This window comes from Bradyrhizobium sp. STM 3809, assembly GCF_000239795.1.
In the GTDB taxonomy this organism is placed as follows: Bacteria; Pseudomonadota; Alphaproteobacteria; order Rhizobiales; family Xanthobacteraceae; genus Bradyrhizobium.
The window spans coordinates 25687-48981 of sequence record NZ_CAFJ01000802.1; the positions used below are offsets into that span (position 1 = coordinate 25687).

28 protein-coding genes are annotated in these 23295 nt (G+C 66.2%); 20 read left to right on the forward strand and 8 right to left on the reverse strand.

Features of this window, described 5'->3' with window-relative positions:
• The first annotated feature begins 50 nt into the window (after positions 1-50).
• The 7 genes from phnE (BRAS3809_RS34085) (at position 51) to BRAS3809_RS34115 (ending at position 6504) form a co-directional block, all read left to right on the forward strand.
• On the forward strand, positions 51-935 hold the full coding sequence (gene phnE / locus BRAS3809_RS34085) for a phosphonate ABC transporter, permease protein PhnE (protein WP_008966567.1): 885 nt from the start codon (positions 51-53) through the stop codon (positions 933-935).
• Entirely contained in the window at positions 932-1780 is an 849-nt protein-coding gene (gene phnE, locus BRAS3809_RS34090) for a phosphonate ABC transporter, permease protein PhnE (protein WP_008966568.1), read from the forward strand. Before phnE (BRAS3809_RS34085) ends, phnE (BRAS3809_RS34090) begins: the two co-directional genes overlap by 4 nt.
• Positions 1781-1936: 156 nt before the next feature.
• Positions 1937-2944, forward strand: coding sequence for an ABC transporter substrate-binding protein (locus BRAS3809_RS34095; protein WP_008966569.1), 1008 nt, complete (start codon positions 1937-1939; stop codon positions 2942-2944).
• A 50-nt stretch (positions 2945-2994) separates the two neighbouring features.
• Positions 2995-3810: an ABC transporter permease gene (locus tag BRAS3809_RS34100; RefSeq protein WP_008966570.1), complete on the forward strand. Its 816-nt coding sequence runs from the start codon at positions 2995-2997 to the stop codon at positions 3808-3810.
• Positions 3811-3813: 3 nt separating this feature from the next.
• Positions 3814-4599, forward strand: coding sequence for an ABC transporter permease (locus BRAS3809_RS34105; RefSeq protein WP_008966571.1), 786 nt, complete (start codon positions 3814-3816; stop codon positions 4597-4599).
• Positions 4600-4601: 2 nt separating this feature from the next.
• On the forward strand, positions 4602-5657 hold the full coding sequence (locus tag BRAS3809_RS34110) for an ABC transporter ATP-binding protein (protein WP_008966572.1): 1056 nt from the start codon (positions 4602-4604) through the stop codon (positions 5655-5657).
• Between the two features lie 4 nt (positions 5658-5661).
• Positions 5662-6504, forward strand: a complete 843-nt coding sequence (locus tag BRAS3809_RS34115) for a phosphodiesterase (RefSeq protein ID WP_008966573.1) — start codon at positions 5662-5664, stop codon at positions 6502-6504.
• Between the two features lie 34 nt (positions 6505-6538).
• Here BRAS3809_RS34115 and phnF read toward each other — a convergent pair whose 3' ends face one another.
• Entirely contained in the window at positions 6539-7264 is a 726-nt protein-coding gene (gene phnF / locus BRAS3809_RS34120; RefSeq protein WP_008966574.1) for a phosphonate metabolism transcriptional regulator PhnF, read from the reverse strand.
• Between the two features lie 118 nt (positions 7265-7382).
• Between phnF and phnG the strand changes: the two genes are divergently transcribed.
• Genes phnG through BRAS3809_RS34165 form a run of 9 tightly spaced genes read left to right on the forward strand, consistent with a single transcriptional unit; the run spans position 7383 to position 14352 of the window.
• On the forward strand, positions 7383-7838 hold the full coding sequence (gene phnG, locus BRAS3809_RS34125; protein ID WP_008966575.1) for a phosphonate C-P lyase system protein PhnG: 456 nt from the start codon (positions 7383-7385) through the stop codon (positions 7836-7838).
• A complete protein-coding gene (gene phnH, locus BRAS3809_RS34130; protein ID WP_008966576.1) occupies positions 7838-8449 on the forward strand; it encodes a phosphonate C-P lyase system protein PhnH in 612 nt (203 codons plus the stop codon). Before phnG ends, phnH begins: the two co-directional genes overlap by 1 nt.
• A gap of 3 nt (positions 8450-8452) precedes the next feature.
• The gene (locus BRAS3809_RS34135; protein WP_008966577.1) at positions 8453-9556 is read left to right on the forward strand and encodes a carbon-phosphorus lyase complex subunit; all 1104 of its coding nucleotides are present in this window, start codon (positions 8453-8455) and stop codon (positions 9554-9556) included.
• Positions 9553-10437, forward strand: a complete 885-nt coding sequence (locus BRAS3809_RS34140) for an alpha-D-ribose 1-methylphosphonate 5-phosphate C-P-lyase PhnJ (protein WP_008966578.1) — start codon at positions 9553-9555, stop codon at positions 10435-10437. Before BRAS3809_RS34135 ends, BRAS3809_RS34140 begins: the two co-directional genes overlap by 4 nt.
• Positions 10438-10444: 7 nt before the next feature.
• Positions 10445-11239: a phosphonate C-P lyase system protein PhnK gene (gene phnK / locus BRAS3809_RS34145; protein ID WP_008966579.1), complete on the forward strand. Its 795-nt coding sequence runs from the start codon at positions 10445-10447 to the stop codon at positions 11237-11239.
• Between the two features lie 10 nt (positions 11240-11249).
• Complete coding sequence (gene phnL / locus BRAS3809_RS34150) at positions 11250-11948, forward strand: phosphonate C-P lyase system protein PhnL (RefSeq protein WP_035660430.1); 699 nt, start codon at positions 11250-11252, stop codon at positions 11946-11948.
• 16 nt (positions 11949-11964) lie between these two features.
• A complete protein-coding gene (locus BRAS3809_RS34155; protein ID WP_008966581.1) occupies positions 11965-13122 on the forward strand; it encodes an alpha-D-ribose 1-methylphosphonate 5-triphosphate diphosphatase in 1158 nt (385 codons plus the stop codon).
• Complete coding sequence (gene phnN / locus BRAS3809_RS34160; RefSeq protein ID WP_008966582.1) at positions 13119-13763, forward strand: phosphonate metabolism protein/1,5-bisphosphokinase (PRPP-forming) PhnN; 645 nt, start codon at positions 13119-13121, stop codon at positions 13761-13763. The genes BRAS3809_RS34155 and phnN overlap by 4 nt, the downstream gene beginning before the upstream one ends.
• Positions 13741-14352 carry a pyridoxamine 5'-phosphate oxidase family protein gene (locus BRAS3809_RS34165; RefSeq protein WP_008966583.1) on the forward strand — a complete coding sequence of 204 codons (612 nt, stop codon included), beginning with the start codon at positions 13741-13743 and terminating at the stop codon, positions 14350-14352. Before phnN ends, BRAS3809_RS34165 begins: the two co-directional genes overlap by 23 nt.
• Before the next feature lie 49 nt (positions 14353-14401).
• Here BRAS3809_RS34165 and BRAS3809_RS34170 read toward each other — a convergent pair whose 3' ends face one another.
• The 3 genes from BRAS3809_RS34170 to BRAS3809_RS34185 all read right to left on the reverse strand — a co-directional run bounded on the left by BRAS3809_RS34170 (position 14402) and on the right by BRAS3809_RS34185 (position 16680).
• On the reverse strand, positions 14402-14623 hold the full coding sequence (locus tag BRAS3809_RS34170) for a hypothetical protein (RefSeq protein ID WP_008966584.1): 222 nt from the start codon (positions 14621-14623) through the stop codon (positions 14402-14404).
• A 1292-nt stretch (positions 14624-15915) separates the two neighbouring features.
• The gene (locus BRAS3809_RS35480; RefSeq protein ID WP_008966586.1) at positions 15916-16242 is read right to left on the reverse strand and encodes a DMT family transporter; all 327 of its coding nucleotides are present in this window, start codon (positions 16240-16242) and stop codon (positions 15916-15918) included.
• Between the two features lie 177 nt (positions 16243-16419).
• Positions 16420-16680: a hypothetical protein gene (locus BRAS3809_RS34185; protein ID WP_008966587.1), complete on the reverse strand. Its 261-nt coding sequence runs from the start codon at positions 16678-16680 to the stop codon at positions 16420-16422.
• A 214-nt stretch (positions 16681-16894) separates the two neighbouring features.
• On the opposite strand from BRAS3809_RS34185, the gene BRAS3809_RS34190 reads away from it, so the two are divergent.
• Complete coding sequence (locus tag BRAS3809_RS34190) at positions 16895-17869, forward strand: quinone oxidoreductase family protein (protein ID WP_008966588.1); 975 nt, start codon at positions 16895-16897, stop codon at positions 17867-17869.
• 83 nt (positions 17870-17952) lie between these two features.
• Here BRAS3809_RS34190 and BRAS3809_RS34195 read toward each other — a convergent pair whose 3' ends face one another.
• Both BRAS3809_RS34195 and BRAS3809_RS34200 read right to left on the reverse strand, forming a co-directional pair.
• Positions 17953-18228, reverse strand: a complete 276-nt coding sequence (locus BRAS3809_RS34195) for a hypothetical protein (protein ID WP_008966589.1) — start codon at positions 18226-18228, stop codon at positions 17953-17955.
• A 129-nt stretch (positions 18229-18357) separates the two neighbouring features.
• Positions 18358-18984: a LexA family transcriptional regulator gene (locus BRAS3809_RS34200; protein WP_008966590.1), complete on the reverse strand. Its 627-nt coding sequence runs from the start codon at positions 18982-18984 to the stop codon at positions 18358-18360.
• A 144-nt stretch (positions 18985-19128) separates the two neighbouring features.
• Here BRAS3809_RS34200 and BRAS3809_RS34205 point away from each other — a divergent pair, with 144 nt between their 5' ends.
• Positions 19129-19659, forward strand: coding sequence for a GcrA family cell cycle regulator (locus BRAS3809_RS34205; RefSeq protein ID WP_008966591.1), 531 nt, complete (start codon positions 19129-19131; stop codon positions 19657-19659).
• A 53-nt stretch (positions 19660-19712) separates the two neighbouring features.
• On the forward strand, positions 19713-20294 hold the full coding sequence (locus BRAS3809_RS34210; RefSeq protein ID WP_008966592.1) for a DUF6456 domain-containing protein: 582 nt from the start codon (positions 19713-19715) through the stop codon (positions 20292-20294).
• Positions 20295-20357: 63 nt separating this feature from the next.
• Here the strand turns inward: BRAS3809_RS34210 and BRAS3809_RS34215 are convergent, their stop codons facing one another.
• Positions 20358-20678 (reverse strand): hypothetical protein, encoded by a 321-nt coding sequence (locus BRAS3809_RS34215; protein WP_052523526.1) that lies wholly within the window; start codon positions 20676-20678, stop codon positions 20358-20360.
• Positions 20679-20970: 292 nt separating this feature from the next.
• On the opposite strand from BRAS3809_RS34215, the gene BRAS3809_RS34220 reads away from it, so the two are divergent.
• A complete protein-coding gene (locus tag BRAS3809_RS34220) occupies positions 20971-21402 on the forward strand; it encodes a hypothetical protein (RefSeq protein ID WP_008966594.1) in 432 nt (143 codons plus the stop codon).
• A 54-nt stretch (positions 21403-21456) separates the two neighbouring features.
• Here BRAS3809_RS34220 and bamA read toward each other — a convergent pair.
• Positions 21457-23295: outer membrane protein assembly factor BamA (gene bamA / locus BRAS3809_RS34225; RefSeq protein WP_035660420.1), on the reverse strand; the 1839-nt coding region annotated here is incomplete at its 5' end.

Genomic DNA, 23295 nt, shown 5'->3' on the forward strand with positions numbered 1-23295 from the left:
TTGCCTTGACCAGCGCCCGATCTTTTCAGAACGAGAGCAGCACGCATCCGATGGCGGTCGCCGTTTCGATCCTGCCGAGCCAGCAGCTTGAGGCTTTGAGCGACGCGTATCATCGGGCCGTCGCCCGCCGCCGCCTGCGGCTGGCGCTGTCGGCACTGGTGTTTCTGGCCGTACTGCTGGCGGCCGCGGTCGGCGCGGAAGTCAATCTGCGAACCTTCTTCACCTATTTCGGCAACTTCGTCAGCTATTTCGACCGCATCTTCACGCTCGATGACGGTCATCGCGTCTGGACCAACGTCCCCGAATGGTTCTGGGGTCTCAAGAAGTGGGCAAAGCTGCTCGGTGAGACGCTGCTGATCAGCTATGTCGGCACGCTCGCCGGCATGCTGGTTGCGTTCTGTCTCAACTTCCTCGCAGCAGAGAACACCTCGCCCGCGCCCTGGGTCCGCTTCACGGTGCGCCGGGTGCTCGAATTCGCGCGCACCGTTCCCGGCATCGTGTTCGCGCTGATCTTCGTCATCGCCTTCGGCCTCGGGCCCGTCGCCGGCGTGCTCGCGATCGCGGTCCATTCCAGCGGCGCTCTCGGCAAGCTGTTTTCCGAAGTGGTCGAAAATGCCGACATGAAGCCGGTCGAAGGCGTCCGGGCCACCGGCGCGAGCTGGCTGTCCTGCATGCGCTTCGCCGTGCTGCCGCAGGTGATCGCCGGCTTCTCGAGCTACACGCTGCTGCGCTTCGAGATCAATGTGCGCGAGGCCTCCGTCATGGGCTTCGTCGGAGCTGGCGGCATCGGCCAGGAACTCGTGGTCGCGATCCGCAAGTTCTATTATTCGGATGTCAGTGCCATTCTGGTCATGATCGTGGTCACGGTGTTCCTGATCGATATCGGCACCGGCTGGCTGCGTGGACGCTTGTTCGGCGCGGAGGCGCCGACATGAGCCTCCCGGAGACGCCCGACCAGGCGCAGCTGCGCGAACGCTACCCGCACATCTTCAACCGGCCGATGTCGGCGCGGCTCGCGACGCCCGTTGTCCTGCTGCTCGCGCTCGCGGTGTTCGTCTTCGGCCTCGTCGATCTGGATTTCTCGCCGTCGCGCATCCTGGCGGGACTCAGCCAGCTCGGCTGGATCGCACGCCTGATGCTGCCGCCCGACCCGGGCTCCTCGCTGCCGGTCTATCTCAAGGCGCTCGGCGAGACGCTGTCGATCGCGGTGCTCGGCACTACGCTCGCGGCCTGTGCCGCGTTTCCGGTGAGCCTGCTCGCGGCACGCAACGTCATTCCGTCGGCGATCTTCCGGTTTCCAGTGCGGCGGCTGTTCGACACGATCCGCGGCGTCGACACGCTGATCTGGGCGCTGGTCTGGATCAATGTCGTCGGGCTCGGCCCCTTTGCCGGCGTGCTCGCGATCGCGGTCTCGGACTTCGGCGCGCTCGGCAAGCTGTTCTCGGAGGCGATGGAGAGCGCCGACCGCAAGCAGGTCGAGGGCGTGCGCGCCGCCGGCGGCAACGCGCTGCATGAGATCCGCTTCGGCCTACTGCCGCAGGTGCTTCCGGTCATCGCGGGGCAGGTGCTGTACTTCATCGAGTCCAACACCCGTTCGGCGACCATCATCGGCATCGTTGGTGCCGGCGGCATCGGCCTGCAGCTCGCCGAACAGATTCGCGTGCTGGAATGGCAGAAGGTGTCGTTCCTGATCCTGATGATCCTGGTGGCGGTGGCCGCGATCGACTGGATCTCGAACAGGCTGCGCTTCGCCATCATCGGTCGTCGCGCCGTCGCCTGATTGCCTCGGCATCTGAAAGTTGCGATCGTTCGCAGACAAACGATCAGGCTGCGCAGGCGCCTGGGTGCCTTGCATTGGCTGTCGCAAATCTTTCATGTGCCGGCCTTAAGGGGGCTCCGGAACTGGCCGTGATGCCAGGCATACGGAGTTTCATTCATGAAGGTCATCCGCCTCGTTCTTGCGCTGCTCGCGCTGTTCGTTCTGGCGCCGTCGCAGCCCGCCAAGGCCGCTGATGTCATCTGCTACAATTGTCCGCCGGAATGGGCCGACTGGGCGTCGATGCTGAAGGCGATCAAGACCGATCTCGGCTACGACATCCCGCACGACAACAAGAACTCCGGCCAGGCGCTGGCGCAGATCCTCGCCGAGAAGGCCAATCCAGTCGGCGACATCGGTTATTTCGGCGTGACCTTCGGCATGAAGGCGAGGGCGCAGGACGCGCTGGAGCCGTACAAGCCCGTCAATTGGGATCAGGTCCCGGCCGGCCTGAAGGATGCCGACGGCTACTGGACCACGATCCATTCGGGTACGCTCGGGCTGTTCGTGAACAAGGATGCATTGGGCGGCAAGCCGGTACCGGCGTGCTGGAAGGATCTGCTCAAGCCCGACTACAAGGGCATGGTTGGCTATCTCGATCCGAGCTCGGCGGCGGTGGGCTATGTCGGCGCCGTTGCCGTCAATCTCGCGCTCGGCGGCTCGCAGTCGAACTTCGATCCCGCGCTCGGCTTCTTCAAGGATCTGCGCAAGAACGATCCGATCGTGCCGAAGCAGACCTCCTATGCGCGCGTGGTCTCGGGCGAGATCCCGATCCTGTTCGACTACGACTTCAATGCCTATCGCGCGAAGTACACCGAGAAGGGCAATTTCGAGTTTGTCATTCCCTGCGAAGGCTCGGTGGTCTTTCCTTATGTCGTCGGTCTCGTGAAGAACGCGCCCGACAAGGACAAGGCGAAGAAGGTCATCGACTATCTGCTCTCCGACAAGGGCCAGGCGATCTGGACAAATGCGTATCTGCGTCCGGCCCGGCCGATCGAGCTGCCCGAAGCCGTCAAGAGCAAGTTCCTGCCGGACAGCGACTACGCCCGTGCGAAGAGCGTCAACTGGGGCGACATGGAAACCGCGCAGAAGGGGTTCGTCGACCGCTATCTGTCCGAGGTCCGCTAAAGGAGACCCGTGCCCCGCCGGTCGAGATCCGGCGGGGCACGCTTGAGATCATGTCGCACAAGTCCTTCGTCTGGATCTGTCTGTTGCCATTGGCGGCCGTGACGGCCGCCTTCTTTGTTCTGCCGATGGCGCGGCTGCTCGTGACCGGCGCGGAAGGCCCGCGCGGGTTGGCGGAATATCTCGCCATCCTCGCCGAGCCGCGCTATCGCGCCACGCTTCTGAACACGGTGCTCCTGGCCGCCGCGAACACAATCGCGACCTTGATCGTTGCAACCATCGCCGGCCTGTTCCTGCAGCGACATCGTTTTCCGGGCCGTGCCGTCCTGGTCGCCATCCTGACCTTTCCGCTCGCATTCCCGGGCGTCGTGATCGGCTTCATGATCATCCTGCTCGCCGGCCGCCAGGGCCTGATCGGCGACGTCTCCTCGCGTCTGGTCGGCGACAAGATCGTATTCGCCTATTCGATCTACGGCCTGTTCCTGGGCTATCTCTACTTCTCGATTCCCCGGGTGATCCTCACCATCATGGCGGCGGCGCAGAAGCTCGATCCGAGCCTGGAGGAGGCGGCCCGCTCGCTCGGCGCGGGCTCATGGGCCGTGCTGCGCGACGTCGTCCTGCCGGCGCTGGCGCCCGCGCTGGTCGCCTCGGGCGCCATCGCCTTTGCGACCGCGATGGGCGCCTTCGGCACCGCGTTCACGCTGGCGACCAACATCGACGTGCTGCCGATGCTGATCTACACGGAGTTCACGCTGGCCGGAAACCTCGCCACCTCGGCGGCGCTGTCGGTCGGGCTCGGCGTGATGACCTGGCTGATCCTGGCGCTGGCGCGCAGCTTCACCGGCAATTCCGTGGCAGCGGCGGGCTAGCACGTGCGCAACCGGATTCTCTTCACGCTTCAGTTCCTGTTCACGCTGCTCGTTGCTGCGTTTCTGGCGGTGCCTGCCGGCCTCTCGATTGCCGCGGGCGTGACGGTGAACTACTTCCGCGGCCTTCAGTCGGGTGTGACCCTGCAATGGGTCGCCCAGGTCTGGGACCTCTACGCCGGAACGATCCTGGCTTCGATCATGATTGCGCTGGGCACGCTCGCGGTGACGCTCGTGGTCGGCGTACCCGCCGCCTACGCCCTGTATGTCCGTGGCGGGCGGCTGGCCCGCCTTGTCGAGGAGATCATCACGCTGCCGCTCGCGATTCCCGGGCTCGCCATTGCGCTCGCGCTGCTGCTGACCTATGGCGGCTTTGGCAGCTTCCGCCGCTCATGGCTGTTCATCCTCGCAGGGCATGTCGTCTTCACGATGCCGTTCATGGTCCGCTCGGTCATGGCGGTGTTCGCGACGATCGATGTCAAATCGCTCGACGAAGGCGCGGCGTCCCTCGGGGCACCGCCGTGGCGCCGCTTCGTCGATGTCATCGTGCCCAATGCGGCGCCGGGAATCCTGGCCGGCAGCCTGATGGTGGTGACGCTGTCGCTCGGCGAGTTCAACCTGACCTGGATGCTGCACACGCCGCTCACCAAGACGTTGCCGGTCGGCCTTGCCGACAGCTATGCATCGATGCGGCTCGAGGTCGCCTCGGCCTATACGCTGATCTTCTTCGTCTTGATCATCCCGCTGCTGGTGGCCATGCAATGGATCGGCGAAAGAGGACAATCACGGTGAACATGATGACCCGGCACGGCGCCGCGCTGAAGGTGGAGAATTGCGGCAAGACCTTCGCCGACGGGACCTGCGCGCTGGCGCGCGCGACCCTCGACATCGCCCAGAGCGAAACGCTGGTGCTGCTCGGGCCGTCCGGTTGCGGCAAGACCACGCTGCTGCGGATCGTCGCCGGCCTCGAGACACCGGACAGCGGCGGCCGCGTGCTGTTCGACGGCAAGGATCTCACGCGCCAGCCGATCGAGAAGCGCAATGTCGGCATGGTGTTCCAGTCCTACGCGCTGTTCCCGAACATGAGCGTCGCCGACAACATCGGCTACGGGCTGAAGCTCCGCGGCCTGCCGAAGACGGAGCGTGCGGCGCGTGTGGCCGAGCTCGTCGCGCTGACGAATCTCGGGGGGCTGGAGGACCGGCGCATCGACCAGCTGTCCGGTGGGCAGCGCCAGCGGGTTGCGCTCGCGCGCGCGGTTGCGATCCGGCCGAGCGTGCTGCTACTGGACGAGCCGCTGACGGCGCTCGACGCGGCGCTGCGCGAGCGCCTGCGCGGCGAGCTCAACGACCTCCTGCGCAAGCTCGGCATCACCGCGATCTATGTGACGCATGACCAGGCGGAGGCGATGGAGCTCGGCGACCGCATCGTGGTCATGCGCAAGGGGGCCATTGCGCAGGTCGGCACGCCGCGCGAGATCTACTTCACGCCGGCCAACCGCTTCGTCGCCGAATTCGTCGGTGCCGCGAATATCATCGAGGCGCCCATCGAGAGCGGCGAGCTGGTCCTGCCCGGAGGCCGTGTGCCGGTGAGCGGACGAGATGCGATGAGCAGGGCGGTCGCAATGGTCCGCCCCGAGACCATCATGTTGGCCGATGCCGCGACGGCGGGCCTTGCGGGCACCGTCGACAGCGTTCGTTTCGCCGGAGATCGGCAGCGCATCATCGTGCGTGATGCTGCGTCGGTTCCGCTGGCCGTCGATGCGCCGAATACGGTCAACGTCAGCGCCGGCGAGCGCGTCGGTCTTTCGATTCCGCCGGCTGCCATCCGCCTGCTTCCTGAAGAAGACTGACGCCATGACAAAACCGCCCGTCACGATCGCCCAGATTTCCGACCTGCACATCAAGGCGCCCGGTCGGCTCGCCTATCGCCGCGTCGACACCGCGCAGGCGCTGTCCCGCTGCATCGACGAGCTCAACCGGTTCGCGCCCAGGATCGACCTCGTGGTGATCTCAGGCGATCTCGCCGACACGCCGTCCGCCGACGAGTACGCTCATCTCAAAACCCTGCTGCACGAGCTTCAGCTCCCGTTCGTCGCGATCCCCGGCAACCACGATTCGCGCGAACTGATGCGCGCTGCATTCCCCGACCATGCGTACGAAACGGCGTCGGGTGCACTCAACCGGCATGTCCAACTGGCCGATCTCGATCTGCTGCTGCTCGACTCCAGCGTGCCGGGCCATCCGTATGGTGAGCTGGACAGATCGACCCTCGACTGGCTCGACGCCGCTCTGTCTGCCAGCTCCGACCGACCGGCGCTGCTGTTCCTGCATCACCCGCCCTTTGCTGCCGGCATCTGGCACATGGACCGGCAGAACCTGCGGAATGCCGATCAACTCGCCGCCATCGTGCGGCGCCACCCGCGGGTGCAACTGATCGGCTGCGGCCACGTTCACCGCGCCGCGCTGACGCGCTTTGCCGGCGTTCCCTGCACGATCTGCCCGGCGCCGAACCATGCCGTCGATCTCGACCTCGCCGTGATCCGTGCGCCAGCCTTCAAGGTCGAGCCGCCGGCGTTTCATCTGCACGCCTGGTTTGCCGGGCCGGAGTTCGGAACGATCGTGACGCATCAGGTCCCGATCGGCGACTTCGACGGGCCGCATCCGTTCTTCAATCCGGATGGGACGTTGATCGACTGATCCGGCGGTCTTCGAGCCGCGCCGCGGACGCCGATCAGCCTTCCACCTCGAAGGTCACGCGCTCGGCCGCAAAGCGCGAGCGCTTGCTGACCAGCGGGGTGCCGTCGGCGTCGATGTCGGTGCTGTCCACGACCAGGACGGGGCGGCCCAAGGCGAGGTCGAGTCGCGCGGCGTCGCCGGCGTCGGCGATCGCGGCCGTGATACGGGTCCCGCCGCGGCGATAGTCGCGGATGCCGTAATGCGCCAGCAGGGCCGTCATCGAGCGGACCGCGGCAAAGATGCGGCCCGCGTCCGGAAACCGCTCGGCCGACAGAAAAGACGTGCTGACGCAGATCGGCGTCTTGTCGGCAAACCGCAGCGCCTCGATGCGGATGAGCGGCGCGCCGGTCTTCAATCCCAACCCGCGCGCGAGATCGCGCGTCGCCGGTTCCTCGGAGGCGGCGATCAACTGTCCGCGCGGCTCGCGGCCACCGGCGCCGACGATCTCGGAGAAGCGCGTGCGCGAACGCAGCGGATAGGACAGGCGGGGAGCCTCGACATAGGTGCCGCTGCCGCGCTCGGCGCGCACCAGCCCGCGCTCCGCCAACGTCGCGAGCGCGCGGCGCACCGTATGGCGGTTGACGCGATAGCTCTCGGCGATCTCGGTCTCGCCGGGCAGCCGTGTTCCCGCCGGGAAGCGCCCTTCGGCGATCTCGCGCTCGATGCCGTCGGCGACGCGCCGCCACAGCGCCACGCCCGATCCGGCGTCCTCAATGCTCATCGCGGCTCCACCAGCTGCTGCCGAAAATCACAGCCATGTCATCAAACAGTCATGGCGCTCTCTTATCAAGTTGTCTATTATCATAGACAACTTGAGCCGGGCAAGATCGGAACGGGCCATGAGCGGCGACACGGCATTGCAGGAGAGGCGGAAGGGAGCCATGCGCGTGCTCGCGCATGTTCCCTCGGCGGAGATCGGGGCGCGAATGGCTGAAGTGACGGTGCCGCCGCATCGGGAGCTCCGGGCCGCCGAGAGCGGTCTGGTCATGGTGCGCGGCCGTGTCGGCGGCGATGGCGCGCCGTTCAATCTCGGCGAGGCGACCGTGTCGCGCGCGGCCGTCCGGCTCGACAGCGGCCAGCTCGGTTTCGGCTATGTGCTCGGGCGTGACAGCGAAAAGGCGCGGCTGATCGCGCTGTGCGATGCGCTGCTGCAGTCGCCCGAGCATGCCCAGGCGATCGAGACCAGGGTCGTGGCTCCCCTGCGCGCGCAGGTGCAGGCTGATCAGCAGCGGAGCGCGGCCGAGGCGGCAGCCACGCGTGTGGATTTCTACACCATGGTGCGGGGAGAAGGGTGATGGCGGTGACGACGATCGAGTTGCAGCCCGGGTTCGCCGACAAGGTGCTGGCGGCGCAATCGACCTTCCGCACCGTGATGGAAGCGATGGCGCGTCCGGGGCAGGTGATGGCGGTCGACGATGAGGTCGGCCATCCACCATCGATGATGGTGGGCGTCGCGGCCGTCGCGCTGACGCTGCTCGATCAGGACACGCCGGTCTGGCTGGACGATGCTTTCGCGAGCGCCTCCGATGTCGGTGCCTGGCTGAAGTTCCACACGGGTGCGCCGATCGTCGCGCGGCCGGATGCGGCGAGCTTTGCGCTGGTCGCGGCGCCAGCCGCGCTGCCGGATCTCTCCGTCTTTGCGCTGGGGACGGCCGAATATCCCGATCGCTCGACGACGCTGATCATGCAGGTGCCGAGCCTCGCTGCAGGTGAGTCGTTTCGCCTGCGTGGTCCGGGCATTGACGGCACGACGGCGTTGACGGCCTCGCTCGCGCCAGCCGACCTGTTCGCGCGGCTGTCGATCAATCAGGCGCTGTTTCCGCGCGGCATCGACGTGATCCTGGTCGATGATCGCTCGCTGGTCGCAATCCCGCGCACGACGCGCCTCGCAGCCTCGGGAGTCTGACCCATGTATGTGGCGGTGAAGGGTGGCGAGCGCGCCATCGAGAATGCGCACCGGCTGCTGGCGCATGAGCGTCGCGGCGACCGCAGCGTGCCGGAGCTGTCGCTGTCGCAGATCTCAGAGCAGCTCGGGCTCGCGGTCGATCGCGTCATGAGCGAGGGCTCGCTGTATGACCGCGAGCTGGCGGCACTCGCGATCAAGCAGGCACGCGGCGATCTGATCGAGGCGATCTTTCTGGTGCGCGCCTTCCGCGCGACCTTGCCGCGCTTCGGTGCGACCGAGCCCGTCGATACCGGCGCGATGCGCGTGCAGCGGCGGGTCTCGTCCACCTTCAAGGACATTCCCGGTGGGCAGGTGCTGGGACCGACCTTCGACTACACGCATCGTCTGCTCGACCCGGGCTTGGCACAAGGTGGCGATCCGGAGGATCCGGCTCTCGCCGCAACGTCCGATGTTCCGATGCCCCGCGTGACCGATATCCTTGGTCAGGACGGACTGATCGAGCCCTCTCCCGCAGCGGAGGCTGATGCGCCGGTCGGCGATCTCACACGCGATCCCCTGAGCTTTCCGGCCGGCCGCGATCTGCGGCTGCAGAATCTCGCGCGCGGCGACGAGGGCTTTCTGCTGGCGCTTGGCTACTCGACCCAGCGTGGCTACGGTCGCAACCATCCGTTCGCGGGCGAAATCCGCTTCGGTGAGGTCGAGGTCGAGTTCTTCGCCGAGGAGATCGGCTTTGCCGTTCCGCTCGGATCGATCGAACTGACCGAATGCCAGATGGTCAACCAGTTCAAGGGCTCGGCCACCGAGCCGCCGTGTTTCACGCGCGGTTACGGGCTGGCGTTCGGCCAGAGCGAGCGCAAGACGATGTCGATGGCGCTGGTCGATCGTGCACTGCGCGCACGCGAGCTCGGCGAAGACGTGATCGCGCCGGCGCAGGACGAGGAGTTTGTCATGTCGCACTCCGACAACGTCCAGGCGACCGGCTTCGTCGAGCACCTCAAGCTGCCGCACTATGTCGACTTCCAGTCCGAGCTCGGCCTGCTGCGCAAGCTGCGCCAGGAATTTGCCGACGCCAACGCCGCTCCCGCGCTGAAGGAGGCTGCGGAATGAACGCGCCGACCTACAATTTCGCCTATCTCGACGAGCAGACCAAGCGGATGATCCGCCGCGCGATCCTCAAGGCGATCGCGATTCCGGGCTATCAGGTGCCGTTCGCGAGCCGCGAGATGCCGATGCCCTATGGCTGGGGCACCGGCGGTGTTCAGGTGACCGCGGCCATTCTGGGTCCCCAGGATGTGCTCAAGGTGATCGACCAGGGCTCGGACGACACCACCAACGCGATCTCGATCCGCAAATTCTTCGCCAAGACGGCGGGCGTCGAGACCACGACGTCGACGGACGCAGCGACCGTGATCCAGACCCGCCACCGCATCCCCGAGGCGCCGCTGCGCGCGGGCCAGGTGCTGGTCTATCAAGTCCCCATTCCGGAGCCGCTGCGGTTTCTCGAGCCGCGCGAGACCGAGACGCGCCGCATGCATGCGCTGGCGGAATATGGGCTGATGCATGTCAAGCTGTACGAGGACATCGCGCGCTTCGGCCACATCGCGACCTCCTATGCCTATCCGGTCAAGGTCAACGCGCGCTATGTGATGGATCCGTCGCCGACGCCGAAGTTCGATAATCCCAAGATGGACAATTGCCCCGCATTGCAATTGTTCGGCGCCGGGCGCGAAAAGCGCATCTACGCCATTCCGCCGTATACGTCGGTGGTGTCGCTCGATTTCGAGGACCATCCGTTCACGCGCTACAAGTTCGATGCTCCCTGCGCGCTGTGCGGCGCCGAGGACTCCTATCTCGACGAGATCGTGACCGACGACAAGGGCAGCCGCATGTTCGTCTGCTCCGACACCGACTATTGCGAGGGCCGCCAGGCGGCTGGACATCGCGGCGTCGAGAGCGCCGCTCCGCACAAGGAGGCGGTCCATGGCTGAGACGACCATGGCTGAGATGACCGGCGCATCGGATCAGCCGCTGCTGGTCGCGGAAGGGCTGACCAAGAGCTACGGCCGTCTCGCCGCCTGCCGCGACGTGTCCTTCGTGCTCTATCCCGGCGAGGTGCTTGCGATCGTCGGTGAGTCCGGCTCGGGCAAATCGACGCTGCTGCAGATGCTGTCGGCCCAGCTCGCGCCGAGTGGCGGTCGCGTCTCCTATCGGATGCGCGATGGCGAGCTGCGCGATCTCGCGCAGCTCGGCGAGGCCGAGCGCCGCTTCCTGTTCCGCACCGATTGGGGCTATGTGCATCAGGACCCGGCGCAGGGCCTGCGCATGGCGGTGTCGGCTGGCGCCAATGTCGGCGAGCGGCTGATGGCGGTCGGCTGGAACAATTACGGGCGAATCCGGCAGACGGCATCGTCCTGGCTCGAGCGCGTCGAGATCGACACCGCGCGCATCGACGATGCGCCGCGGACCTATTCCGGCGGCATGCGGCAGCGGCTGCAGATCGCGCGCAATCTGGTCACCGAGCCGCGGCTCGTCTTCATGGATGAGCCGACCGGCGGCCTCGACGTCTCTGTGCAAGCCCGGTTGCTCGACCTCATGCGCAGCCTCGTCAACGAGCTCGGCCTCGCCGCGATCGTGGTCACGCATGACCTTGCCGTGGCGCGGCTGTTGTCTCATCGCGTGATGGTCATGAAGGAGGGCCGGGTGATCGAGACCGGCCTGACCGACCAGGTGCTCGACGATCCGCGCGAGCCCTACACGCAGCTCCTCGTGTCCTCGATCCTGCCGCCATGAGCCGATGACCATGACCGTGATGCTCGACGTTGAGAATGCCAGGAAGACCTTCACCATGCATCTGCAGGGCGGCATCTCGCTGCCGGTGGTGCAGGGCGTCTCGTTCCAGGTCGCGGCCGGCGAATGCGTCGTGCTGTCGGGACCCTCGGGCGCGGGCAAGTCGTCGATCCTGAAGATGATCTTCGGCAACTATCGCTGCGATGAGGGCCGCATCAGCGTCCGCCATCGTGGCGAGATGACGAACCTCGCCGGCGCCGAGCCGCGCCTGGTGCTCAATGCACGGCGGCAGACGATCGGCTATGTCAGCCAGTTCCTGCGGGCGGTGCCGCGGGTGGCTGCGCTTGACGTGGTCGCCGAGCCGCTGCTCGTGTCGGGCGTGTCACGCGACGATGCGCGGGCGCGCGCCGGCGCGCTGCTCGCCCGGCTCAACATTCCGGAACGGCTATGGTCGCTGCCTCCCTCGACGTTCTCCGGCGGCGAGCAGCAGCGCGTCAACATCGCCCGCGGCTTCATTTCCGACCTCCCGATCCTGCTGCTGGACGAGCCGACCGCCTCGCTCGATGCGGCGAACCGGATGGTGGTGGTCGATCTCATCGCGGCCAAGAAGCAGGCGGGCGTCGCGATGATTGCGATCGTGCACGATGATGATATTCGTGCTGACATCGCAGACCGGATAGTCGATGTGACGAGCTTCGCGGCGGCGGCTTAGAAGGCAGAGAAAGCAGATGAGCGCCAACACGTCCGAGACGGTGATAGGAAACGCCCGGCTGGTCCTTGCGGACCGGGTCGTCGAGCAGGGCTGGGTGACGATGGCCGGAGGCCGGATCGCCGAGATCGGCGAAGGCACCGCGCCGGCCGGCAGCCTGGATGCCGGCGGTGATCTCGTGATGCCCGGGCTCATCGAGCTGCACACCGATCATCTCGAAGCGCACTTCGTGCCGCGGCCGAAGGTCTACTGGGACCCGGTCGCGGCGGTGATTTCCTATGACGGGCAACTCGCGACGGCCGGCATTACCACCGTTCTGGATTCGCTGCGTGTGTGGAGCGAGGAGGGCGCGGAAGGCGTCGACGGCCAGGCCAATGTGCTGGCGGAGGCGATCGGCCGCGCGCGCGACGCGCGGCTGCTGCGCGCCGATCACTTCCTGCATCTGCGCTGCGAGGTGCCGATGCCGACGGTGGTCGAGGAAGCCAGGCAACTCGCAGGTCGCCCGGACGTCCGGCTGATGTCGCTGATGGATCACACGCCCGGCCAGCGCCAGTTTCGCGACGAGGGCAAGCTGCGCGACTATTACCGCGGCAAGAGCGGCGGCAAGACCGACGCGGAGCTCGACGTCATGTTTGCGCGGCGCTTCGCCTATCAGCAGGCCTATGCGGCGGCGAACATGCGCGACATCGTCGCGCTGGCCAAGGCCCATGACGTGCCGCTCGCCAGCCATGACGATACCACCGACGAGAACGTCGCCGACGCGATCAAGGACGGCATCGCCGTCGCCGAGTTTCCGACGACGATGGAAGCCGCGCGAGGCCTGCACGAAGCGGGGATCAGCATCTTGATGGGGGCGCCCAACGTGGTCCGGGGCGGTTCGCATTCCGGCAACATCGCTGCCGTGGATCTCGCGCGCGAAGGGCTGCTCGATATCCTGTCCTCGGACTACGTGCCATCGAGCCTGCTGATGGGCGCGCTGCAACTGCCGCGGCGGGTGCCCGCGATCGATCTCGCGGCAGCGGTTCGCACCGTCACCAAGGCGCCAGCCGAAGCCGTGGGGCTGCGTGACCGCGGTGAAATCGCTGCGGGCAAACGCGCGGACCTGATCCGCGTCCATGTCGCCGGCGATCACGCCGTCGTGCGCAGCGTCTGGCGGGAAGGATCGCGGGTGGCATGAGCGCGGCGTCGACTGGCTCGGATGATCGGCACGGGCGACTGGGGCCCGGGCGGCTGGTGCTCGTCGTCGGGCCAAGCGGCGCAGGCAAGGACACCCTCATCAACCTGGCGCGGGGCGCGTGCTCGGGCGATGACCGTGTCGTGTTTCCGCAGCGGGTCGTCACCCGCGAAGCCTCGGCCTTCGAGGATAATCTGGAGATGAGCGAGGCTGCGTTTCGCGAGGCGCTCGCCGCGGGCGCCTTTGCGCTGCACTGGAACGCGCATGGTCACAGCTACGGCGTGCCTCGTGCGATCAGAGACGACCTCGCTGCCGGCCGCACCGTCGTCGTCAACGTGTCGCGAACGGTCATTCCCTCGGCGCGCCGCGACTATGCCAATGTCGTGGTCGTCAACATCACCGCGCCGGCGGACGTCCTCGCGGAACGGCTCGGCAAGCGGCATCGCCCGAGCGACACCGACATCGGCGAGCGGTTGCATCGTATCGTGAGCGACGACGCGGTGACGGCGGATGTCACCATCGTCAACGTCGGTGATCCCGCCGCACACGGCCGCAGGCTGATCGAGGTGATCCGGGGAACCGGTACGGGCGCATCGGCCGAAATGATGGGAGCTGTGAAAGATGTCGATCATCACCACCCTTGAGCAACTCCAGGCGATCTACGGCGAGACCGGGCTGACGTCGACAGCGAAGGTTGCCGACCGCGTGACGCCGCACTACCGTGTCATGATCGAGAAATCGCCGTTCGTCGCACTCGCGACATCCGGTCCGGAAGGGCTCGACTGCTCGCCGCGCGGCGACCTGCCGGGTTTCGTTCGCATCCACGATGACAAGACGCTGATGTTGCCCGACCGCCGCGGCAACAATCGGGTCGATTCATTGCGTAACATCGTCCGCGATCCGCGGATCGGCCTGTTGTTCCTGATCCCGGGATCCGGCAATACGCTGCGCGTCAATGGACGGGGCCACCTGTCAGCGGACCCGGATCTGCTCGAGAGCTTCCGAATGGAGGGCAAGCTGCCCCGCACCGTGCTCGTCATGACCATCGACGAGATCTATTTCCAATGCGCCCGCGCGATCGTGCGTGCCGATCTCTGGAACCCCGACAAGCGGGTCGATCCGCGCGAGATTCCGTCGCCCGGCCAGATCCTGGCTGCGATGACCGCCAACGCGGTCGACGGCGAACAATACGATCGCGAATGGCCCGAGCGCGCGCGGCAATCGATGTGGTGAGCACCGGGCTGCGGACGTCCGGCTTGACATGCGAGAGGGCCGCGGCTGGTCAGGCCGCGACGTCGAGCAGGCGCGATGATCCCCGAATAAGGACCTTTCGTCCCTCCGGCGTGATCTTTGCTGTTCCGTCGCTGATGACGGCCAGCCCCAGCGCAACGAGCTGGCCGACGATGAAACCATTCGGCCGACGGCCGTCGCGCACGGGACCGCGGAGCGCCTTGAGCGTCTCCCATTGATCCGGCGTGAGCTCGTGATCGGATTCCGCGTTCATGTTGCCTCGAACCTTGTTGTCGCGCACACCTCTTAGGAAGTCAGCGTGACGAGGATGCGACCGCTATGCATCCGTAATGATACGGCTCACTCATTACGCGCGAGGGGCGCAGCGATTAACTCAAATCTGAATGATCCGCAATGTGCGATACAGCCTCCGTGGCGTCAGTGCGGTGCATCACGCACCTCGCGCGTGGTTAACGCCGCATGACGCCGCGCAGCATGCTGAAATGGTAACGCAGCCGTCACATCAACGTGTCAAACGGCGCCATGATCCCGCTCGAATCAGCCGGCGCCTATCGCCTCGGCGAGACAATCCGCTGAATGGCCGTGCCGAACGATGATCTGCCGCCGCAGCTGAACCGAACGGCCTGGCTGCGCGGTCTGGCCGGATTGGCGATGAGCCTCGTGATCGCGGCCGTGGCCATCGCCGTGCTCATGCGGGCCGTCAAGAAGCTCGATGTCGGTCATGTGATCGCGATCGCCGAGGCGACCGATCCGAGGCTCATCGCGCTCGCATTGGGATTGATCGCGCTGTCCTATGCCGGTCTGACGCTCTACGATCTCTTTGCGCTGCGCACGATCGGTCGTCATGACATCCCGTTTCGTGCCGCGGCGGTCGGCAGCTTCACCAGCTATCCCATCGCCCATGGCATCGGCGCGGTCGCGCTGATCTCGCCGCTGGTGAGGTACCGGATCTATGCGCCTTACAAGCTCCGCGCGCTGGACGTCGCCAAGATCAGCTTTCTCACCGGCTTGACCTTCTGGCTCGGCAACCTGACCGCATTGGGGCTGAGCCTGCTGATCGACCCAGATGCGTTCGGCTGGGTGGAGTACTGGCCGCCGACGCTCAATCGGCTGATCGCGGCGGCGCTGCTGTGCGGCATCGTCGGCTTCGTCGTCTGGAGCTGGCCCGGGCGAGGGAGCCGGAGATGGCGGGTGCGCCTGCCGTCGGGACCGCTGGTCCTGCTGCAGATCCTGATCGGACTGTTCGATCTCAGCACCGCCGCGCTCGCCATGTACATGCTGATTCCGGCCGAGCTCGGCATCGATGTCGCCCGGCTGATGGCGGTGTTCATTGCGGCGACGCTGCTCGGATTCGCCAGTCATGCGCCCGCTGGAATCGGGCTGTTCGATGCGACCATCCTGCTCGGCCTCGGCGGCGACGATCAGGAGAAGCTGCTTGCAGCACTGCTGATCTTCCGCGTGCTCTATCACCTGATTCCGTTCGTGTTGTCGCTCGCGCTGTTCGGTGGCATCGAGTTGCGACGGAGCTTGCGTGGAACGGCGCGATCAGACCGGCGAGTTCAGCTTGAGCCCCATGATGCCGGCAATGATCAGCGTCAGGCAGAGCAGCCGGACGGGGTCCGCCGGCTCGCTGTACAGCCACATGCCGACGACGATGCTTCCGGCCGCGCCGATGCCGGTCCAGACCGCGTAGGCGGTGCCGAACGGCAGTGAGCGCAGGGCGAGCGACATCATCGCAAAGCTGAGCAGGATCGCCACGACGGTTCCGAGGCTCGGCCAGAACCGGGTCAGGCCGTCGGAATGCTTGAGGCCGAGCGCCCAGACGATTTCCAGCAGTCCCGCCGCCAACAGCGCAAGCCAGCCGCTCGTCATGATCGCGCGCTCGTCGACAGCCGGGCAATCGTACGCGATGGTGCGGGCATTCTCGTCTCCACGCGATCCGAATGCCGCTGATCTGCAACCTTTGCACGACGCGCATGTGACAGCTGCGCATCGCGCAGGAGCGGATCGGGACGACACGACGAAGCGTGTCTGAGACCGCGGACTGAACTACCTCTCCTGCATCATCGTGAACACGAACCCGGTCAGGGTCGCGCCGACCGCGAACGCCAGCGTGAAGGTGCCGACGAAGACGACGAACGTCATGTGCGGATCGAGGCTGTGGGCGATCAAGGTCGAGATGCCGAACGCGTCGAATTCGGTCAGGGCAAAGGCCAGACCGAGGCCGAGCGCGGTGCCCATGATCGTGTGACAGGCGAGCTCGATCAGGATGGCCGGGCTGACCACAGCACTGCGTTTCCTTGGCGGCATGAGGCGGTCCTCGTCGTTCGCCGGTGAACGCCGGAACGGTTGACGTGGTTCCTGACCGGTGATCCATCCGCTCGAGGCCGCCGCGAAGCCGGTTGCCAAGCGGCGACCGGAGCGGCTACCAAATAGCCCGGTATTGGTCGCCCGATCGAAAGCCGGCAAAACGACCGCTCGAGCGGTGCGACCTCAGGCGTGCAGCAGGGAGGATGAGCAGCACATGACGAACGCCATTCGTTTCCACAAGACCGGTGGTCCGGAGGTCCTCACCTGGGAGCAGGTCGAGGTCGGCAAGCCCGGCCCGGGCGAGGCGCGCATCCGCCACACGGCGGTTGGCCTCAACTTCATCGACATCTACAATCGGTCGGGCCTCTATCCGGTCCAGCTGCCCAGCGGATTGGGCAGCGAGGGCGCCGGCGTGGTCGAGGAGGTCGGCGAAGGGGTGACGGACCTGAAGGTCGGCGACCGCGTCGCCTATGGCTCGTCGCCGCTCGGCGCCTATTCCGAGGCGCGATTGATGCCGGCCGCACTGCTCTTGAAGCTGCCCGACGAGATCGATGACAAGACGGCGGCCGCGATGATGCTCAAGGGCCTCACCGCGCAATACCTGATCCGGCAGACCTATCGCGTCAAGGCGGGCGAGACCATCCTGCTGCATGCGGCCGCCGGCGGCGTCGGCCTGATCCTGAGCCAGTGGGCCAAGCATCTCGGCGTCTCCGTGATCGGCACGGTGTCGAGCGACGACAAGGCGCAACTGGCCAAGGCGCATGGCTGCGAGCACACCATCGTCTATTCGCGCGAGGACTTCGTCGCGCGGGTGAACGAGATCACCGGCGGCAGGAAGGTCCCGGTGGTCTATGATTCCGTCGGCAAGGACACGTTCCTGAAATCGCTCGACTGTCTGGCGCCGCTCGGCTTCGCCGTGCTGTTCGGCCAGTCGTCCGGCACGGTCGATCCGCTCAATCTCGGCCTGCTCGCGCAGAAGGGCTCGCTGTTCGTGACCCGGCCGACGCTGTTCACCTACGCCGCCAAGCGCGAGAGTCTGGTCGCGATGGCCAATGAGCTGTTCGACGTGGTCAAGTCCGGGGCGGTGAAGATCGAGGTCAACCAGACCTATCCGCTCAAGGACGCGGCGAAGGCTCATGCCGATCTCGCGGCGCGCAAGACGACCGGATCCACCGTTCTTCTGGTCTAGCGCGTTGCTCCGGTTGGCCGGGGCCCTGAGGCCGGCCACCGTTTCGGTTGCCGCTGCCGCGCGGGCGGGACGACAGCAGATCGTCACGCCCGCTCGTGCTTGCGCAGGTCCCGTAGATGGTCGAACCGCCTTGCCTGCAGATCGGCATCTGCCGTGTCGATGTCCGGCAGCCGGGCTTCGGACAGCAGGTCGGCCGTGATGTCCGCGACCGAGTGGCCGGCGATCTCGTGAATGAAGCTGATATTGGCATATTCCCCCGACGCGATGCGTGCGACGACATCGCGCCGGGTCAATTCGGGATCGACCACGGCCTCGCGTCCGCGCCGGCCGTAGTCGATCATCACGACGAAATACTGCATGGAGCGCCAGTTCGCCTTGGGCTGACTGTGATCGCGCCATTATTTCTGTAAATCAGAAATATGTCAAGGCTTATTGCGTCGTGCGGGAGGCAGGAGGAGGGGCGCCTTCGCAACCCCTCCGGCCATGACCTAGCGCTCCGCCTTGCTCGCCGCGCGGGCGCGCGACTTCGCCGCCGCCTTGGCGCGGATCCGGGCGATCTGGCCGCGCGGCAGCGTGACGAAGATCTCGCCGATCCAGTCCAGCTTGACGCCGACGATCGGCTTGGCATTGAAGCTCTTCAGATTGACCACGGACGGCGACTTGCCGCGCTCGATGGTCTTCAGGTAGCGCTCCCCGGACTTCAGGCGCACCACGGCCTCCTCGCCGTAGAAGCTCGATAGCGGGTGGCGCTGCTCCTTGTAGACCACGATCACGTCGCCGTTCTCGTATTTCGGCAGCATCGAATCGCCGGTCACCTCGAAGGCGACGGTCTCCTCGGAGATCGGGAAGGGCAGGGCGACCTCGCCGAGGCCCTCGAGCGGGACCTGCTCGTAATCCGGCTCGATGACCGAGCCGGCGCCGACGCGGCCCATGATCGGGACCGAGTTCAGCTCCAGATATTCCGTGATCAGCGGGATCTCGGCGGCCTTGATCAGGCGCTGGCCTCCGAGGATCTCGGAGACGGCGCCCGGCCGCACGCCCATGGCGCGGGCCAGTCCTCCCTTGGTCTTTCCCGGCTTTTCGAGTGCACGCTCGATCATGGCGACGTCCAACATGGCTTTGAACCCCTTTTGCGAATCTCGGAAACGAGTATATGTTTCGATTTATCAGAACTCAAGCTTGACTTTTTCTTCGGAATAACGGAAATTGAGCCGTCGGGCAAGAGCCTTCGGCGCCCGATCCAGAAGAAAGAGGCGAGAATGCAGTCCACCGATTGGCCAGATCACCACTCCAGGATGCTGTGCGAGCTCCATGCCAAGGGGCTCTCTTATGCCGAGATCGCGCGCACGCTCAATGCGCAGTTCGGGACGGCCTATACGCGAAATGCGACGCTCGGTCGCGGCAAGCGCATCGGCCTGGCGGCACCCGCCACCAGGGCCGCCCGCCCCGAGCCGCGGGCGATGGCGGCGGCTGGAACCTCGCGGCGCAGCCCGGACGCCAACGCCCGGCCGGCAGCGCTGCCGCGGCCCGCGAAGCCGGACCGGCGGGTCGAACTGCGCTCGGTCGGCATCAGCCCGCGGCTGCTGTCGCTGGATCAGCTGGCGCCCGATGATTGCCGCTACCCCTATGGCGGCGACCGGGACGGCGATCCCATCACCTTTTGCGGCCATCGGCGCCAGCCGGGCTCGTGCTATTGCGCGCCCCATCATCAACTGACGCGGACTCCGCCCGAGGAGACCGCCGTTCGTCCCGCCGGCCCCCTGATCCTGCGGCTGGTCGCGGCCGCGTAGCGCGCCGCCAACCCCACCCAACCCGATCCCATTCCATTTTCCGGAGACGAGACATGGCGCGCATCCGACGCAGCAAGCCCCTTCGCACGTCCAAAATCCAGGATTCCAAGACCCACGACCGCCGCGCTCAGGAGCCGAGGCGCAATGCCGACCTGGTGGCGGTCGAGATCGACGATCCCCTGGCGCTCGAGCCCGGCGAAAAGATCGTCGCGCTGCGATCGGTCCGCAACGATCCGCTCGGCCGGCTGCATGCGCACAAGCAGCTCGACGACGCACAGTACCGTGCGGGACGCGCGTTCCAGAACGACTGGGAGCGCGCCGAGCGTGGCCCGCAGGCGATCGATCCATCCCGTGAGCATGTCGACGGCGCCCGCGGGCGCGAGCCGGTCACGGAAGGTCAGAGGCAGGCGGTGCTCAGGCTGAACCGGGCCGAGCGCGAGCTTGGGGCCGACGGCGCGGCGATCACTCTTGATGTCCTGGTGCATGGCCTGACGATGGAGCAGGTCGGACACAAGCGCGGGCTGGCCAGCCAGCGCTGGAACGACTATTTCGCGCGCCGTTTCAAGGAATGCCTGGACCGCCTGGCGGTGGTCTATGGCTTTGCGACCGGCCGCGCCGGCAGTCACTCCCGCTAGCGGCAAGCCCAGGCATCGCGCGCGCCGCCACCGGCCCCGCGCGATGGCCGGCTGATGGCCCGCTCAAGGATGCGGTGCGACGACATAGGTCGTGCTGTACGGCTCGACCCGCAGCGAGGCGTGCGACAGCAGGCCGATCTTGGCCGAGGGCGCCATCTGCAACTCGCCGTTCGCTGCGCGATGGACATTGTACTGCCAGGCCGTCAGGTCTCCCTTCTGCGCCAGCGCGTGCGCCACCGCGCTGGCGTCGCTGCCGCCGATCGAGGCCAGTTCCTCGCCGCTCAACCCGATGACGATCTCGTCCTTGACGGTCACGACCCTGAACAGCGTGGTCCTGCCGTCCTCGGCCGCCGCCACCGATGCTGCAACGAGCAGGAATGTCATCGAACCAAAGAGCGTGCGGGCGAATGCTGATGTCATGGAAGCTCCTGTTCACATCGGATGCGCTTGTCCTGGACTGCAGGCATTGGTTTCCCGTGACAGCCTGCCGGTTCGCGAAAAAAAATCGCGCTGGTCCGTCTTGAACCTTGCGGTGCGCGGCAAAGTCCAAGGTTCCGGGAGCATCCCACGACTTGAATGACCACGCGCGCACCGAGGTGATCGTCCCGTTGATTCAGGTCAACCGGCTCGACGCCGGCGTATTATATTTGGGACCAGTGCAGAGACGGGGGATATCATGGTCAGTGGTCAATATCTGTTCCGGTCCACCAGCGCGAAGATCGCGCTTGCTGCCGTCGCGGCGACGGTGCTCATGGCGGGCGAGGCGGCGCCGGCACTCGCACGGGCGGCGAACCCGAGCGCGCATGTCACCGTTGCCAAGGCGTCCGCCAGCGATGCGACCGACCTCAGCGCCCGCCGGCGTCACCGCCGCGTCTACCGGGGCAACCCGGCTGCCGGCCTTGCCATCATGGGTGCGATGATCGGCACGTTCGGCGCGATTGCGGCGCATGCGCATGACGACGACTATTACTATGGGCCGGGCTATTACGTAGGACCTGGCTATTACGGGCCGCCGCCGGTCTATTATGCGCCGCATCCGTATTACGGGCGCCCGTATTACGGCCATCCGTACTATGGCCCGCGGGTGCACTACTATCAGCCATACTGACGCGGTCAGGATCGGGCGAGGCTGAGCGTCGCGGCCTTCGCGCTGCGACGCCCGTCAGAAGCCGCCTGCGCTGAAGCGGAACGGCTGCACGACATCGTATGCCGCCCTGCTGATCGGCACGGCATAGTCGACCGTCAGCGGGCCGAAGGGCGATGCCCAGGTCATGCCGACGCCGACCGAGGAACGCAGCACGTTCTTGTTGGCAACCTGGACGTTCTGGGTCGTCCCGCGATAGCCGAACACGGTGCCGGCGTCGACGAAGGCCGATGCGCGCAGCCCGTACTCCTGCGGCAGCCCGGGAATGTTGCTCTGCAGTTCCGCCGTGGTGGCCCAATAGAGGCTGCCGCCGACATTGTCCATCGTCGATCCCGCGGTGAGATCGCGCGGCCCGAAGCCGCCGGGGGCGAAGCCGCGCACCATCGTCGGCCCCCCGAAGAAGCTGTTGAGCAACGGCGCCTGCTGGCCGCCAAATCCGGTGATGTAGCCGCCCTGGCCGCGCACCATGGCGGTCAGGTCGCTGTTGATCGAGCGATAGTAGCGGACGTCAGCGGTGGTTTTCAGAAAGCGCACATCGCCACCGAGGCCGGCCAGATCCTGGCTCAGCTGCGAGCGAATGCCGTTGGTCGGCATCTTGCTGTTGTCGAGCGTGCTGTAGGTGACGGTGTTGCCGAGCTGGGACACGGTCTGCCGTCCCGCCGCGATCGCCTGCCGGACCGGTACGGACACCGCGGTGGGCGAAATGCCTGGTGCGAGCACGACCTTCTGGTCATAGAGCGAATAGCGCCACAGCATCGCGGTCTGCTCGCTCACCGGCATGCCGAGGGTGAATGCGCCGCCATAGGTCTCGCTACCGAACGACTGGAACGTCGTGGCGGTGCTTTGTCGCGCGAACAGCTCGACGCCCGGCGTCAGCCTGCCCAGCGCATAGGGCGAGGTGAAGGACAGCGTGGCGCCGCGGGCAAACTGGCCATAGGTGAACGTGGCCTGGGCCGTATTGCCGGTACCGAGCACGTTGCGGTCGCCGATCTTGACCTCGGCCAGCAGTCCGTCGGTGGACGAATAGCCGCCGGAGACGTTGAAATCGCCGGTCGCCTGGTCCACCGCCTCAACGTCCAGCACCACGCGATCGCGGCTCGAGCCGGGGCGCGACGTGATCTTGACCGTCTTGAAGTAGTTGAGGTTCCTCAGCCGCCGCTCGGCACGGTCGATCAGCGTCTTGTTGTAGGCATCGCCTTCCCCGAAGTCGAACTCGCGGCGGATGACGTCGTCGCGCGTGCGCGTGTTGCCGTGAATATCGATCCGCTCGACATAGCTGCGTTGTCCCTGCTCGACCTGGAAGCTCACGTCGGCCAGCCGGGCTGAGGCATTGCGATTGACGCGCGGTTCGACCTGCGCGAAGGGAAAGCCGCGCCTGCCGAGTTCGGCAGTCAGCGCCTCCGCGCTCGTGTCGAGCTTGCTCGCATCGAACGTATCGCCTTGTTGCGGAAGCAGGAGCGGGCGCAGGCTGTCGCAGGCGAGCCCCGGCACGTTGCAGGCGATGTCGATCGCGCCGAGCTTGTAGAGGGCGCCCTCGTCGATCGTGAAGCTCAGATCGAAGCCATTGGACGCGCGGTCGAACTCGACACTGACATTCGTCACCTCGGCATCGGCGTAGCCGTGGTTCCGGTAATATTGTCGCAACTGTTCGCGGTCCTCGTTGACCCGATCGGCGTCATAGGCATCGCCCCCCGTCACGAAGCTGAGCACGTTGGATTCGGAGGTCTTGATCACGGCGCGCAATTGTCGCGCGCCATAGGCCGTATTGCCGATGAAGCGGATAGCGCGGACCGGCGTCTTCTTGCCCTCGGTGATGGTGAAGACCAGATCCACGCGATCGTTGCCGCGATCGATGAT

Excerpts from the sequence above, each read along its gene's own strand:
- phnH (WP_008966576.1), top strand. The coding sequence starts at position 7,838 with ATGGCGGTGACGACGATCGAGTTGCAGCCCGGGTTCGCCGACAAGGTG.
- BRAS3809_RS34165 (WP_008966583.1), top strand. The coding sequence starts at position 13,741 with ATGTCGATCATCACCACCCTTGAGCAACTCCAGGCGATCTACGGCGAG.
- phnE (WP_008966568.1), top strand. The coding sequence starts at position 932 with ATGAGCCTCCCGGAGACGCCCGACCAGGCGCAGCTGCGCGAACGCTAC.
- BRAS3809_RS35480 (WP_008966586.1), bottom strand. The coding sequence starts at position 16,242 with ATGACGAGCGGCTGGCTTGCGCTGTTGGCGGCGGGACTGCTGGAAATC.
- BRAS3809_RS34205 (WP_008966591.1), top strand. The coding sequence starts at position 19,129 with ATGCAGTCCACCGATTGGCCAGATCACCACTCCAGGATGCTGTGCGAG.
- BRAS3809_RS34135 (WP_008966577.1), top strand. The coding sequence starts at position 8,453 with ATGTATGTGGCGGTGAAGGGTGGCGAGCGCGCCATCGAGAATGCGCAC.
- BRAS3809_RS34170 (WP_008966584.1), bottom strand. The coding sequence starts at position 14,623 with ATGAACGCGGAATCCGATCACGAGCTCACGCCGGATCAATGGGAGACG.
- BRAS3809_RS34155 (WP_008966581.1), top strand. The coding sequence starts at position 11,965 with ATGAGCGCCAACACGTCCGAGACGGTGATAGGAAACGCCCGGCTGGTC.
- phnL (WP_035660430.1), top strand. The coding sequence starts at position 11,250 with ATGACCGTGATGCTCGACGTTGAGAATGCCAGGAAGACCTTCACCATG.
- phnN (WP_008966582.1), top strand. The coding sequence starts at position 13,119 with ATGAGCGCGGCGTCGACTGGCTCGGATGATCGGCACGGGCGACTGGGG.
- BRAS3809_RS34210 (WP_008966592.1), top strand. The coding sequence starts at position 19,713 with ATGGCGCGCATCCGACGCAGCAAGCCCCTTCGCACGTCCAAAATCCAG.
- phnK (WP_008966579.1), top strand. The coding sequence starts at position 10,445 with ATGGCTGAGATGACCGGCGCATCGGATCAGCCGCTGCTGGTCGCGGAA.
- BRAS3809_RS34220 (WP_008966594.1), top strand. The coding sequence starts at position 20,971 with ATGGTCAGTGGTCAATATCTGTTCCGGTCCACCAGCGCGAAGATCGCG.
- BRAS3809_RS34215 (WP_052523526.1), bottom strand. The coding sequence starts at position 20,678 with ATGACATTCCTGCTCGTTGCAGCATCGGTGGCGGCGGCCGAGGACGGC.
- BRAS3809_RS34185 (WP_008966587.1), bottom strand. The coding sequence starts at position 16,680 with ATGCCGCCAAGGAAACGCAGTGCTGTGGTCAGCCCGGCCATCCTGATC.
- phnG (WP_008966575.1), top strand. The coding sequence starts at position 7,383 with ATGAGCGGCGACACGGCATTGCAGGAGAGGCGGAAGGGAGCCATGCGC.
- phnE (WP_008966567.1), top strand. The coding sequence starts at position 51 with ATGGCGGTCGCCGTTTCGATCCTGCCGAGCCAGCAGCTTGAGGCTTTG.
- BRAS3809_RS34195 (WP_008966589.1), bottom strand. The coding sequence starts at position 18,228 with ATGCAGTATTTCGTCGTGATGATCGACTACGGCCGGCGCGGACGCGAG.
- BRAS3809_RS34095 (WP_008966569.1), top strand. The coding sequence starts at position 1,937 with ATGAAGGTCATCCGCCTCGTTCTTGCGCTGCTCGCGCTGTTCGTTCTG.
- BRAS3809_RS34190 (WP_008966588.1), top strand. The coding sequence starts at position 16,895 with ATGACGAACGCCATTCGTTTCCACAAGACCGGTGGTCCGGAGGTCCTC.
- BRAS3809_RS34115 (WP_008966573.1), top strand. The coding sequence starts at position 5,662 with ATGACAAAACCGCCCGTCACGATCGCCCAGATTTCCGACCTGCACATC.
- BRAS3809_RS34140 (WP_008966578.1), top strand. The coding sequence starts at position 9,553 with ATGAACGCGCCGACCTACAATTTCGCCTATCTCGACGAGCAGACCAAG.
- BRAS3809_RS34200 (WP_008966590.1), bottom strand. The coding sequence starts at position 18,984 with ATGTTGGACGTCGCCATGATCGAGCGTGCACTCGAAAAGCCGGGAAAG.
- BRAS3809_RS34110 (WP_008966572.1), top strand. The coding sequence starts at position 4,602 with ATGATGACCCGGCACGGCGCCGCGCTGAAGGTGGAGAATTGCGGCAAG.
- BRAS3809_RS34100 (WP_008966570.1), top strand. The coding sequence starts at position 2,995 with ATGTCGCACAAGTCCTTCGTCTGGATCTGTCTGTTGCCATTGGCGGCC.
- phnF (WP_008966574.1), bottom strand. The coding sequence starts at position 7,264 with ATGAGCATTGAGGACGCCGGATCGGGCGTGGCGCTGTGGCGGCGCGTC.